The 12936-nt window shown below is 75.7% G+C and carries 13 protein-coding genes; 12 read left to right on the forward strand and 1 reads right to left on the reverse strand.

What is annotated here, in order from left to right:
• Window positions 1-140 precede the first annotated feature (140 nt).
• The 12 genes from xerD to J0910_RS12720 all read left to right on the forward strand — a co-directional run bounded on the left by xerD (window position 141) and on the right by J0910_RS12720 (window position 12374).
• Window positions 141-1124 (forward strand): site-specific tyrosine recombinase XerD, encoded by a 984-nt coding sequence (gene xerD / locus J0910_RS12665; RefSeq protein WP_420158697.1) that lies wholly within the window; start codon window positions 141-143, stop codon window positions 1122-1124.
• Window positions 1125-1361: 237 nt separating this feature from the next.
• On the forward strand, window positions 1362-2324 hold the full coding sequence (locus J0910_RS12670; protein WP_420158698.1) for a ParA family protein: 963 nt from the start codon (window positions 1362-1364) through the stop codon (window positions 2322-2324).
• Window positions 2297-2680 (forward strand): hypothetical protein, encoded by a 384-nt coding sequence (locus tag J0910_RS12675; protein WP_420158699.1) that lies wholly within the window; start codon window positions 2297-2299, stop codon window positions 2678-2680. Before J0910_RS12670 ends, J0910_RS12675 begins: the two co-directional genes overlap by 28 nt.
• A 66-nt stretch (window positions 2681-2746) precedes the next feature.
• A complete protein-coding gene (locus tag J0910_RS12680; RefSeq protein WP_420158700.1) occupies window positions 2747-3607 on the forward strand; it encodes a segregation and condensation protein A in 861 nt (286 codons plus the stop codon).
• Complete coding sequence (gene scpB, locus J0910_RS12685) at window positions 3604-4209, forward strand: SMC-Scp complex subunit ScpB (RefSeq protein ID WP_420158701.1); 606 nt, start codon at window positions 3604-3606, stop codon at window positions 4207-4209. Before J0910_RS12680 ends, scpB begins: the two co-directional genes overlap by 4 nt.
• The gene (locus tag J0910_RS12690) at window positions 4181-6148 is read left to right on the forward strand and encodes a pseudouridine synthase (protein ID WP_474646592.1); all 1968 of its coding nucleotides are present in this window, start codon (window positions 4181-4183) and stop codon (window positions 6146-6148) included. Before scpB ends, J0910_RS12690 begins: the two co-directional genes overlap by 29 nt.
• Before the next feature lie 97 nt (window positions 6149-6245).
• Entirely contained in the window at window positions 6246-6608 is a 363-nt protein-coding gene (gene aroH / locus J0910_RS12695) for a chorismate mutase (protein WP_026119970.1), read from the forward strand.
• 672 nt (window positions 6609-7280) lie between these two features.
• Entirely contained in the window at window positions 7281-8366 is a 1086-nt protein-coding gene (locus tag J0910_RS12700; RefSeq protein WP_420158702.1) for a prephenate dehydrogenase, read from the forward strand.
• A 104-nt stretch (window positions 8367-8470) separates the two neighbouring features.
• Complete coding sequence (gene cmk, locus J0910_RS12705) at window positions 8471-9214, forward strand: (d)CMP kinase (protein WP_420158703.1); 744 nt, start codon at window positions 8471-8473, stop codon at window positions 9212-9214.
• Between the two features lie 126 nt (window positions 9215-9340).
• Window positions 9341-10756, forward strand: a complete 1416-nt coding sequence (gene der, locus J0910_RS12710) for a ribosome biogenesis GTPase Der (RefSeq protein WP_420158704.1) — start codon at window positions 9341-9343, stop codon at window positions 10754-10756.
• A 120-nt stretch (window positions 10757-10876) separates the two neighbouring features.
• Window positions 10877-11377, forward strand: coding sequence for a 2-thiouracil desulfurase family protein (locus tag J0910_RS12715; protein WP_420158705.1), 501 nt, complete (start codon window positions 10877-10879; stop codon window positions 11375-11377).
• Window positions 11378-11570: 193 nt separating this feature from the next.
• Window positions 11571-12374: an SAM-dependent methyltransferase gene (locus J0910_RS12720; RefSeq protein ID WP_420158706.1), complete on the forward strand. Its 804-nt coding sequence runs from the start codon at window positions 11571-11573 to the stop codon at window positions 12372-12374.
• A 60-nt stretch (window positions 12375-12434) separates the two neighbouring features.
• Here J0910_RS12720 and J0910_RS12725 read toward each other — a convergent pair whose 3' ends face one another.
• A complete protein-coding gene (locus J0910_RS12725; RefSeq protein WP_420158707.1) occupies window positions 12435-12905 on the reverse strand; it encodes a MarR family winged helix-turn-helix transcriptional regulator in 471 nt (156 codons plus the stop codon).
• Between the last annotated feature and the right edge of the window lie 31 nt (window positions 12906-12936).

Genomic DNA, 12936 nt, shown 5'->3' on the forward strand with positions numbered 1-12936 from the left:
CGGAACCCGGCGGATACCGCCCGTACCCCGGCGGGGTGTCCGATCTCCGTGTGAAACGCCGGGCGGCGCGGTGCGGCGGCGGCCCGGTCGAACCGCTCGGTTGTGGCATGATCTCTGCGGAAACGACGGAGAGCCGGGTGATGGCGACGGCAGCGGAGCGGGACGGGCGCGGTGCGGCGGCCGCGGAGGCGGCGCTGGCCTGCGCCGAGGTGCGCGGGTACCTGGACCACCTCGCGGTGGAGCGCGGGCTCGCCGCGAACACCCTCGCCTCCTACCGCCGCGATCTGCGGCGCTACGCCGAGTTCCTGGCCGAGCGCGGCATCGGCTCGCTCGCCGGGGTGGGGCCGGAGGACGTCGCGGCGTTCCTGCGCCGGCTGCGCGAGGGCGACGCCGACCACCCCCCGCTGGGCAGCAACTCGGCCGGGCGCGCGGTGGTGGCGGTGCGCGGCCTGCACCGGTTCGCGCTGCGCGAGGGCATCGCCCGGACCGACCCGGCCGAGGAGATCAGCCCGCCGCGGCCGCGCCGCCGGCTGCCCAAGGCGGTGCCGCTCTCCGACATCGAGGCGCTGCTTGCCGCGGCCGGGGTCTCCGGCGACGAGCGCGGGCTGCGCGACCGGGCCCTGCTGGAGCTGCTGTACGGCACCGGGGCGCGGATCTCCGAGGCGGTGGGCCTGGACGTGGACGACGTGGCCGGGGACTCCGCCGGGGTGGTCCGGTTCCGGGGCAAGGGCGGCAAGGAGCGGGCGGTGCCGATCGGCCGGTTCGCGCAGGAGGCGCTGGAGGCCTACCTGGTGCGCGGGAGGCCGGCGCTGGCCGCCTCCGGCCGGGGCGTCCCGGCGCTGTTCCTCAACGCGCGGGGCGGACGGCTGACCCGGCAGGGCGCGTGGGCGGTGCTGCGCGCCGCGGCGGCCCGGGCCGGCCTGGACGAGGTCTCCCCGCACACCCTGCGGCACTCCTTCGCCACGCACCTCATCGACGGCGGCGCCGACGTCCGGGTCGTCCAGGAGCTGCTCGGCCACGCCTCGGTCAGCACCACCCAGATCTACACGCTGGTCACGGTGGACCGGCTGCGCGAGGTCTACGCCGCCAGCCACCCCCGGGCCCGCTCGGTGCGCCAGGCGTGACCCCGCAGGGGATCGCGGCGCCGGGCGGGGCCGCGGAGCGGATCCGGAGCCGGACAAGTGCCGCAAGGGGGCGTTCCGAGCGCGTAGAGTGTCGCGTTGAATCACCCCGTGCGGTCGTTCTAGAGTCGCCGCACGACGGTAGGTCGCTGTCGACATATTGAGTTTTTTCCGACGGCCGGCCGACGGGCGGATCCGCCAGGTCCGGCCATGGCCGGTCCGTAGGGAGGTCAAAGGGTTGTGAGCTGGTCTCGATACGACGGCGCGGAGGCGCAGGCCCCGGCCGACGGGGGAGTGCAGGGCGGATCGGCGCACGACCCATGGGGAGAACCACGCAGCACGGGGGACGAACTGCAGACCGGGAGATCACAGCAGGCCGGCTATCCGGAGCCCGCTCCGGTGGAGCGCCACGGTCCGGCACGGATCGTAGCACTGTGCAACCAGAAGGGTGGCGTCGGTAAGACGACCACCACCATCAACCTCGGCGCGGCGATCGCGGAGTTCGGGCGGCGGGTGCTGCTCGTCGACTTCGACCCGCAGGGCGCGCTCTCGGTCGGGCTGGGGCGGCTCGACCCCCGGGAGCTCGACCTGACCGTCTACAACCTGCTCATGCAGCGGGACGTGACGGTCGGCGACGTCCTGCTCAAGACCGACGTCGACGGGCTCGACCTGATCCCGAGCAACATCGACCTGTCCGCGGCCGAGGTGCAGCTGGTCGGCGAGGTCGCCCGGGAGCAGATGCTGGCCCGCGCGCTGCGCCCGGTGATCGACGAGTACGACGTCGTGCTCATCGACTGCCAGCCCTCGCTGGGCCTGCTCACGGTGAACGCGCTCACCGCGGCAGACGGGGTCATCGTGCCGCTGGAGTGCGAGTTCTTCGCGCTGCGCGGGGTGGCGCTGCTGATGGACACCATCGAGAAGGTCCAGGAGCGGCTCAACGAGCGCCTGGTCATCGACGGGTTCCTCGGCACCATGTACGACCCGCGCACGCTGCACGCCCGCGAGGTGCTGTCCACCATCATCGACGGCTTCGGCGACAAGGTGTACGGCACGGTCATCAACCGGACCGTCCGGTTCCCGGACGCGACGGTGGCGGGGGAGCCGATCACCCGGTTCGACAGCTCGTCCGCGGGCGCCGCGGCCTACCGCGACCTCGCGAAGGAGGTGCTGGCCAGATGGCCAAGCAGCGGCCTCGCCGGGTGACGCTGCCGGGGGCGGACGAGATGTTCTTCCGCTCCGCGGATTCGGCCGGGGCCGAGCCGGAGCCCGCCGCTCCGGCCGGCGCCGGCGCGCCTGAGGCCGCCCCCGCCGAGCGGAAGAGGCCGGCCCGCCGCCGCGCGCCCGAGCCGAGCGGCCGGGAGCGGCACGACGAGAAGATCACCGTCTACGTCTCCGCCGCGGAGCTGCTCGCGCTGGAGCAGACCCGGCTGGCGCTCCGCGCCGAGTACGGCCTCAGCGCCGACCGGGGCCGCATCGTCCGGGAGGCGGTCGGCGTGCTGCTCGCCGACTTCGAGGAGAACGGCGACACCAGCCTGCTGGTCCGCCGGCTGAGCGGCTGATCCGCGGCCCCGGCGCGCCGGGCGCGCCCGGTCCGACCACCGGCGCGGCGGTGCCAACCTAGAGGAATGACAGAAGACGGCACCGGGGGCGAGGCCGGGGAGGAGAGCGGGGGCGGCGGCTTCCGGGTCCACCTGGACAACTTCGAGGGGCCCTTCGACCTTCTCCTCGGGCTGATCTCCAAGCACAAGCTGGACATCACCGAGGTGTCGCTGTCGAAGGTCACCGACGAGTTCATCGCCTACATCAAGGCGCACGGCGAATCCTGGGACCTCGACCAGGCCAGCCACTTCCTGCTGGTGGCGGCCACCCTGCTGGACCTCAAGGCGGCGCGGCTGCTGCCGCGCGGCGACGTCGAGGACGAGGACGACCTGGCCCTGCTGGAGGAGCGCGACCTGCTCTTCGCCCGGCTGCTGCAGTACCGCGCCTACAAGCAGGTCGCCGCGGTGCTGTCGGAGCGGATGGCCTCCCAGGGGCGGCGCTTCGCGCGGGCCGTGCGGCTGGAGGACCGGTTCGCCGAGTCCCGCCCGGACGTGCTGATCCGGCTGGGGCCGCAGGAGTTCGCGGCGCTGGCCGGCCGGGTGTTCACCCCCCGGGAGCCGCCCAGCGTGCCGGTCACCCACATCCACCAGGCCAAGACGTCGGTGCGCGAGCAGGGGGCGCTGGTGGTGGAGGCGCTGCGGGAGCACGGCAGCCTCACGTTCGCCGAGCTGACCGAGGACTGCACCGGTACCTTCGAGGTGGTCGCCCGGTTCCTGGCGCTGCTGGAGCTGTACCGGGCCGCCAACGTCGGCTTCGACCAGCCCGAGCCGCTCGGTGAGCTGCTGGTGAGCTGGACCGGTGACACCGTCGGCGAGGTGGCCGTGGAGGACGACTACGACGACGCCGCACCGCGCGAGGCGGAGAGCGGCGGGAGGGAGGGCGCGTGACCGTGGGAGAGGACGCCCCGGGGGCCGCCCCCGAGGCGGGACGGGCCGCCGACCATGCCCTGCGGCGCGACCTGGAGGCCGTGCTGATGGTGGTGGACCAGCCGGTGGAGGCCTTCGAGCTGGCCCGGGGGCTGGGCCGCCCGGTCGGCGACGTGGCCGACGCGCTGGAGGAGCTGTCCGCCGAGTACACCGCCGAGGGGCGCGGCTTCGACCTGCGCAGAGTGGCCGAGGGGTGGCGGATCTACACCCGCCCGGAATGCGCGGAGGTCGTCGAGCATTTCCTCAAAGAGGGGCAGGAGGTCCGGCTCACCCAGGCCGCTCTCGAAACGCTCGCGGTGGTCGCCTACCGGCAGCCGGTCTCCCGGGGCCGGGTCTCGGCGGTCCGCGGTGTCAACTGCGACGGAGTTATGCGTACCCTCGTACTGCGGGGGCTGATCGAGGAGGCGGGCCAGGACCGGGAGTCCGGCGCCATCCTGTATCGCACGACGAGCTACTTCCTGGAGCGTCTGGGGCTGATGAGCCTCGACGACCTCCCGGATCTCGCCCCGTTCCTGCCTGACGACATCGAAGGTATTGACGACACCGGTGAACACGCCACATAGAAACGACAGGTCCCGCGGTGAGCGGGACTCCTTCCGACCGCGCGGTGAGCGCGGACGAGGCGCCCCGCGCGGTGAGCGCGGCGACTCCCACCGCTCCGAGCGCCCCTTCCGGCGCGACGACCGCCGGGACGACCGCCGGGACGACCGCCGCGAGGACCGCCGGGACGATCGGCGCGGGGGCTTCCGCGACGAGCGGCGCTCCGAGCGCGGCTACGGCCGTGACGACCGCCGCGACGACCGCCGTGGTCCCCGTGCGGAGCGGGGGGAGGACCGGGGCCGCCCGTTCGGCGACCGGGACCGCCGCCCGCAGGGCGATCGGGACCGGGGGGACCGGCGCCCCTACGGCGACCGCGACCGCCGCGACGACCGCCGCGACGACCGCCGCGACGACCGGCGGGACGACCGGCGCGGGGGTTTCCGGGACGACCGCAGGGACGACCGCCGGGGCGGTTTCCGGGACGACCGGCGCGGGGACGCGCGCGGCGACCGGGGCCGCTCCTACGGGGACCGGGACCGGCGCCCTTACGGCGACCGCGACCGCGACGAGCGCCGCGGGGGCTTCCGCGACGACCGCAGGGACGACCGCCGAGGCGGTTCCCGTGACGACCGTCGTGACGACCGGCGCGGTCCCCGTGACGACCGTCGTGACGACCGGCGCGGTCCCCGTGACGACCGTCGTGACGACCGGCGCGGTCCCCGTGACGACCGTCGCGACGACCGCCGTGGTCCCCGCGACGACCGCCGTGGTCCCCGTGCGGAGCGGGGGGAGGACCGGGGCCGCCCGTTCGGCGACCGGGACCGCCGCCCGCAGGGCGACCGGGACCGGGGGGACCGGCGCCCCTACGGCGACCGCGACCGCGGCCGTGAGGACCGCCGCGACGACCGGCGGGACGCCCCCCGGGGCGAGCGCCGCTTCGACCGCAGGGACGACCGGCCCCGCGACGACCGCCGCGACGAGCGCCGGGACGACCGGCGCGGGGACGCGCGCGGCGACCGCGGCCGCTCCCACGGGGACCGGGACCGCCGCCCCGGCGGCGCCGGCGGCCGGGCCGCCGAGCGGTCCTCCGCCCCCGCACCGGACCAGGGCGGTGCGCGCAGCGAGCGCGAGCTGTCCCCGGCGGCGCGCGCCCGGCTGAAGGCGCTGCGCTCGGAGTACGACCCGGCCGACGAGGACCGCTCCGACGGCGGTCCTCGGGACACCTACCAGAACGTCCCCGGCGGCATCCGGCTGCAGAAGGCCCTGGCGCAGGCCGGGGTGGCCAGCCGGCGGGCCTGCGAGGAGCTGATCTCCGACGGCAGGGTGACCGTGGACGGCCAGGTGGTGCGCCGCTTCGGCGCCCGGGTCGACGCGGAGACCTCGGAGATCCGGGTGGACGGGATGCTCGTGGCGGCCTCCCCGGACCGGCTCTACTTCGCGCTGAACAAGCCGCGCGGCGTGGTCAGCACCATGTCGGACCCGGAGGGCCGGCCCACCCTGGCCGACTACGCGGGCCAGACCGAGGAGCGGCTGTTCCACGTCGGCCGGCTGGACACCGAGACCGAGGGCCTGATCCTGCTCACCAACGACGGCGAGCTCGCCAACCGGCTCACCCACCCCCGCTACAAGGTCATCAAGACCTACATCGCGAAGGTGCCGGGCCCGGTGTCGCGCGAGGTCGCGCGGGAGATCCGCGACGGCGTCGAGCTGGAGGACGGCCCGGTGGAGGTGGACTCCTTCCGGGTGGTGGAGAACCTGGAGCCCAAGGCGCTGGTGGAGATCCGCCTGCACGAGGGGCGCAAGCACATCGTGCGCCGGCTGATGGAGGCGGTGGGCCACCCGGTCTCCGACCTCGCGCGCACCCAGGTCGGCCCGATCGACCTGAACGTGCTCAAGCCGGGCACCATGCGCGCGCTCACCGCGCGCGAGATCGGCGAGCTGTACGCGGCCGCCGGAATGTAGCCCGGACCGGTCGGGGCGCGGAATACCCGCGCCCCGGCCGGATGGTGCACAGTGGTGCGGGCAGAGGAACGACGGCCAGTAGAGGAACGGAACCACAGTGGCAGTTCGAGCGATCCGTGGTGCGGTGCAGGTGGACGCGGACGAGCGGGAGCTCGTCCTGGAGGCCACCGCGGAGCTGGTCTCGGAGGTGATGCGGCGCAACGGGCTGCACACCGACGACGTGATCAGCGTGCTGTTCACCGCGACCACCGACCTCACCTCGGAGTTCCCGGCCCTGGCCGCCCGCAAGCTCGGCTTCTCCGACGTGCCGCTGATGTGCGCGAGCGAGATCGCCGTCCCGCACGGGCTGCCCCGGGTCGTCCGGCTGATGGCCCACGTGGAGACCGACCGGCCCCGCGCCGAGCTGCACCACGTCTACCTGCGCGGCGCCCAGGCGCTCCGGCTGGACATCGCGCAGTGACCCCGCCCGCCCGGGCGCCCCTCCGCCGGCGGAGGGCCCCGGGCCGGGCCGGCGCGGCCCCCGCCGCTCCCGGCGGGGGCCGTTCCCGTCTCCGGGCGGGCCCGCCCGGCCGATGACCCGGCAGGCCGGATCCTGGCCCGGGCCGAAGCGCTCCGCCCCTGGCCGCCGGCGAACCCGCAGGGCTTCCGGCTGATCTACGGCGACCCGGTCCCCGGCTACCGGCCGCCGGAGGGCGGCCCGGCGGCGGAGGCCGAGCGGCGCGCCTGCGCCGGCCTGACCGGGCTGGTCGCCGCGGCCCGGCCCGCCGGGAACCACCCGGTCGGCGGGTCCGCCTGGTCGGACCCGGACGCCGACCCGGCCGGGCACGTCCGGGAGGAGTCCCCGGACCGCCGCCGGACGCGGTGGCCCGCGCCCTGCGCATCCGGGGGCGGATGCACGGCCTGCTCGCCCTGGAGGTCCATGGCCGCCTGGGCCCGCTCATCGCCGCCCCGGGAAGGCTCTACCGGGGGAGATGCTGGACCCGGTCCGCTCGCCGGGGCTCGCGGCGCCCGGAGCGGCGGGGGACTGACCCCCGCGGGCCGATTGCTCCCCCGAGCGGGTCGGTTTCCCCGGTACGCTTGGGGTCTCCGCTGATCAGCGGGGTGAGGACCGGAGGGAAGGGGCCGTGGGGGGATGATCGACCGCGCCGTGGTCGTGGGCGCAGGGCTGATCGGGACGTCGATCGCGCTCGCGCTGCGGGAGCACGGGGTGCGGGTGGGGCTGTACGACCCCGACGCGCGCAACCTCCGCCTGGCCTGCGACATCGGCGCCGGTGAGGCGGTCGACCCGGCCGACCCGGGGCCGCCGGCCGACGTCGCGGTGGTCGCCGCGCCCCCGGCGGTGGTGCCCCGCGCGCTGCTCGCCGCCCAGCGGGCCGGGCTGGCGCACGTCTACACCGACGCGGCCAGCGTCAAGGCCGGGGTGGTCGCCGAGGCCGCCCGGATCGGCTGCGACATGGCGAGCTACGTCCCCGGACACCCGATGGGGGGCCGGGAGAAGAGCGGCCCCGCCGCCGCCCGCTCCGACCTCTTCCTCGGCCGCTCCTGGGTGCTCTGCCCGACCGCCGAGGCCGGGCCGAAGGCCGTCGCGGCCGTCACCGAGCTGGCCCGGCTGTGCGGCGGCGAACCGGTGGCCATGGCCCCCGGCGCCCACGACCGGGCGGTCGCGCTGGTGTCGCACGCCCCGCACGTGGCCTCCTCCGCGGTCGCGGCGCGGCTGGTCGAGGGCGAGGCGGAGGCGCTGCGCCTGTCCGGCCAGGGGGTGCGCGACGTCACCCGGATCGCCGGCGGGGACCCCGGCCTGTGGACCGAGATCCTCCGGCACAACCCGGGCCCGGTGGCCGACGTCCTGGAGGCCATGGCGGCCGACCTGGCCGGCGCCGCCGAGCGGCTCCGCGCCGAGCAGCGCGGCACCGGCGGCGGGATCCGCGACATCCTGGAGCGCGGCCGCGCCGGCCGCGACCGCATCCCCGGCAAGCACGGCGAGCCGGAGCGGGCCGCCCCCCGCTACACCGAGCTGGCCGTGGTCCTCCCGGATGAACCGGGGGCGCTGGGCCGGCTGTTCGCCGAGGTCGGTGCGGCCGGGGTGAACATCGAGGACGTCCGGATGGACCACTCGCCCGGCCAGCCGCTGGGTCTGGCCCAGCTCTCCGTGCTCCCTGAGGCGGCCGGGCCGCTGGCCGCCTCCCTCAAGGAGCAGGGCTGGTCGGTGCACGGCTGAGCGGCCCTCCCGGCCCGCCGGGACGCGGGCGGAGCAGGGGATGTGCGGCTGTACCCTGGGTCGTTGAGATGAGATGGAATCAGACCCCTGGGGAGAGGACCGACGTGAGCGCGCAGGGCAACGCCGGGGAAGGCGTGGAGGGCACGGCCGGGCCGGGCATCGTCATCGCCATCGACGGGCCGTCCGGTTCGGGCAAGTCCAGCACGTCCAAGGGCGTCGCCAAGGCGCGCGGCCTCGCGTACCTGGACACGGGGGCGATGTACCGCGCCATCACCTGGTGGATGCTGCGGAACGGCATCGGGGCGGAGGACGCGGTGGCCGTCGCGGACGCCGCATCGAAGCCGGTCATCACCATGGGCACCGACCCGTCGGCCCCCACCGTCCAGGTGGACGGCACCGACGTCGCCCGTGAGATCAGGACCCAGGAGGTCACCTCGTCCGTCAGTGCGGTCAGCGCCGTGCCGGCGGTGCGCGAGCGGCTCGTGGCCATGCAGCGCGACACGATCGCGCGGGCCCGGCGCGAGTCCGGCGGGATCGTGGTCGAGGGGCGCGACATCACCACCGTCGTCGCCCCCGACGCGGAGGTGAAGATCTTCCTCACCGCCAGCGCCGAGGCGCGCGCCCAGCGGCGCAGCAAGGAGAACAGCAGCGACGACGTGGCCGGCACCCAGGAGGCGCTGGCCCGCCGGGACCGGCTGGACTCCTCGCGCGCCGTCTCCCCGCTGACCCGCACCGCGGACGCGGTGGAGCTGGAGACCACCGGCCTCGGCCTGCAGGAGGTCGTCGACCTCGTGTCCGGCCTGGCCGACGAGGCCGCCGCCGCGGAGGCGAGCCCCGCGGCCGGATGAGCCGGCGCGGCCCGCACGGGGCCGCGCGGAACGGGCGCCCGGCCGGTCCGGCCGGGCGCCGACACTGCCGTCCTCACGGCACGCGGCCTGGGCGCGTGGGGGCGATGTACCGGGATTGGATTTCGCATGAGTGAGAACACCGAAGCCTTCGAAGCCGAGGCGGCCGAAGGCGAAGAGGTGGCTGTCAAGCCCGTCGTCGCGGTCGTCGGACGACCCAACGTCGGCAAGTCGTCGCTGGTCAACAGGATCATCGGGCGCCGCGAAGCGGTCGTGGAGGACGTTCCGGGGGTCACCCGGGACCGGGTGGCCTACGACGCCTCCTGGCAGGGGCGGGCGTTCACGCTCGTCGACACCGGCGGCTGGGAGACCGGCGCCGAGGGCCTGGCCGCGATGGTCGCCCGGCAGGCCGAGTACGCGGCGCAGACCGCCGACGTCATCCTGTTCGTGGTGGACGCCACCGTCGGCATCACCGACCCCGACGCGGCCGTCACCCGGGTGCTGCGGGCCACCCGCCGCCCGGTGGTGCTGGCCGCCAACAAGGTCGACGGCGAGCTGCAGGAAGCCGACGCCATGGTGCTGTGGAACCTGGGCGTGGGCGAGCCGTTCCCGATCTCCGCGCTGCACGGCCGGGGCACCGGCGACCTGCTGGACGCGGTCGTCGGGGCGTTCCCGGAGCAGGCCGGCGGGAGCCCGGAGGCCGAGGAGGGGGGCCCGCGCCGGATCGCCCTGGTCGGGCGGCCCAACGTCGGCAAGTCCAGCCTGCTGAACCGGCTCGCCGGCGAGGACCGGGTGGTCGTCGACTCGGTGGCCGGGACCACCCGGGACGCGGTCGACGAACTCATCGATCTGGGCGGCATCACCTGGAAGTTCATCGACACCGCGGGAATCCGGCGCCGGTTCCGCCAGCTGCAGGGCGCCGACTACTACGCGACCGTGCGCACCTCCTCGGCGCTGGAGCGGGCCGAGGTCGCGGTGGTGCTGATGGACGTCTCCGAGCCGCTGGCCGAGCAGGACATCCGGGTCGTGGAGCAGGTGGTCGAGTCCGGCCGGGCGCTGGTGCTCGCCTTCAACAAGTGGGACACGCTCGACGAGGACCGCCGCTACTACCTGGAGAAGGAGATCGACCGGCAGCTCTCCCGGGTCGCCTGGGCGCCGCGGGTGAACATCTCCGCCAAGACCGGCCGGAACGTGGAGAAGCTCGTCCCGGCGATCGAGACCGGCCTGGAGGGCTGGGACACCCGGATCTCCACCGGGCGGCTGAACAGCTGGCTGAAGGACCTGATCGCGGCCACCCCGCCGCCGGTGCGCGGCGGCAAGCAGCCCAAGATCCTCTTCGCCACCCAGGCCGACACCCGGCCGCCGCACTTCGTGCTGTTCACCACCGGGTTCCTGGAGGACAACTACCGGCGCTTCGTGGAGCGCCGGCTGCGCGAGGAGTTCGGCTTCGAGGGCACCCCGGTGAAGGTCAGCATGCGCATCCGGGAGAAGAAGGGCGGCACCCGGGCCTCCAAGGGCAGCGTCCGCAAGGACTGGCACCGCTGAGGCGCCCGCGCCCCGGCGCGGGGCGCACCGGTGCGTAGGATCGGAAGGGCGGGGCGGCCGGGGGCCGCTCCGCCCGCGGCGTCCCCGACCGGGCCGCCGCACGGGGGAGGGAGCCGAGCCGTGCACAAGGTCATGGTCAGCGCCTGCCTGATGGGGCGGCCGGTGCGCTACGACGGCCGGGCCAAGACGTCGGAGCACCCGGTCCTGGCGCGCTGGCGGGCCGAGCGGCGCCTGGTGGTCTTCTGCCCGGAGGTCTCCGGCGGCCTGCCGGTGCCGCGCCCGCCCGCCGAGATCGAGGCGGGCGCCGGCGCCCGCGCGGTCCTGGACGGCGCCGCCGCCATCCGCACCGCGGACGGCACCGACGTCACCCGGTACTTCACGGACGGCGCCCGGGCGGCCCTGGCCGCCGCCCGCGAGCACGGCGTCGCCGTCGCGGTGCTCAAGGAGGGCAGCCCCAGCTGCGGGCTGCACCGCGTCTACGACGGCTCGTTCACCGGTTCCACCGCACCCGGACCGGGCGTCACCGCCCGCCTGCTGGCCGACGCCGGCATCGCCGTCTTCACCGAGGACGAGATCGGCGCGGCCGCCGCCCGCCTGCGGGCCCTGGAGGCGCGGGGCTGAGCCCCGCCCCGGGGCGCGGTGGCCGGATGAGGCCGCGGCCGGGCGCCCGCCACCGCCGTGACCGCAGGAAACCCCTGGGGCGCGAGGGGGCCGGGGCGCCCGCCGGTTGCGGTGCTTCGCCGGGGGACACGAGAATGCGCGCAGCGGCCGCCGCCCCGGCGCCGCGCTCCCGGCCCGATGGGAAGTGACGCAGATGACCGGCACGCCTTCCGGCGACGGCGCCCCCTCGGGCGTGGACACCACGGTGGCGCATTCGGCGCGGGTGTGGAACTACTGGCTGGGGGGCAAGGACAACTACCCGGTCGACCGGGAGCTCGGCGACCGCATCATGGACGTCTACCCGCAGATCGTCCAGGGCGCCCGCGCCGACCGGGGCTTCCTGGTCCGCTCCGTCGGCTGCATGGCCCGGGAGGAGGGCGTCCGGCAGTTCCTGGACATCGGCACCGGGCTGCCCACCCACGGCAACACGCACGAGGTGGCCCAGGAGGCCGCGCCGGACGCCAGGGTGGTCTACGTGGACAACGACCCGATGGTGCTGGTGCACGCCCGCGCCCTGCTGGCCGGCACCGAGGAGGGCGCCACCGAGTTCGTCGACGCCGACCTGCGCGAACCGGAGAAGGTCCTGGAGGCGGCGGGCCGCCTGCTCGACTTCGACCGCCCGATCGGGCTGACCGTGCTCGGCACCATCGGGCACATCCCCGACTTCGCGGAGGCCCGGGCCCTCATCGGCCGCTACGTGGACGCGCTGCCCTCGGGGAGCCTCCTCGCCCTGTGCGACCTGGTGCTGCCGGAGGACCCGGCCAGCGCCGAGGCCCTGGAGCGCTGGAACGCCGGCGCCGCGCTGCCCTACCGGGCGCACACCCCGGCGGAGATCGCCTCCTACTTCGACGGCCTGGAACTGCTGGACCCCGGCGTGGTCCCGGCCAACCGCTGGCGCCCCGAGTCCGGTGCCGGAGCCGACGTCGAGCAGTACTGCGGCCTGGCCCGCAAGCCCTGACCCGGGAGCGCGGGGGCGGCCCCGGCGGAAGCCGCGGCCCCCGCCGCCGGCCCCGGGGAGCTAGGAGCCCCGGGCGGCCAGCGCCTCGGCGGCGCGCTCCAGCAGGGAGCGGAGCCGGTCGGCCTCCTCGGGGGTGAACGCGCCGAGGAGGCGGCGCTCCACCGCGACCGCGGCGCCGTCGGCCTCGGCGAGGAGCGCCGAGCCGTCCTCGGTCAGCCGGGTGACCAGGACCTGGGCGTGGTCCGGGGAGGGGTGCCGCTCGATCAGGCCGCGCGACTCCAGGGTCTTGAGGACCGTGGTCATGCTCTGCGGGGTGACCGAGCAGAGCCGCGCCAGCCGTGCTCCCGAGGCGCCGGGAGCGAGCGACAGCGCGTAGAGCGCGGCGTACTGCGGGACGGTCAGCCCGAACGGGCGCAGTACCCGGGTCTTCTCGGCGATCAGCGCCTGCTCGGCCTGCTTGATCGCGCTGCCCGGCCGCCAGGCCACCGAGGCGCGGACCTTCTCTTCCTCCGCGGCGCCGTGTTCCGCCATGCCGCCTCCTCCCGCCGGACCATCAGGGCCC

This window comes from Nocardiopsis oceanisediminis (assembly GCF_048595525.1).
In the GTDB taxonomy this organism is placed as follows: domain Bacteria; phylum Actinomycetota; class Actinomycetes; order Streptosporangiales; family Streptosporangiaceae; genus Nocardiopsis_A; species Nocardiopsis_A oceanisediminis.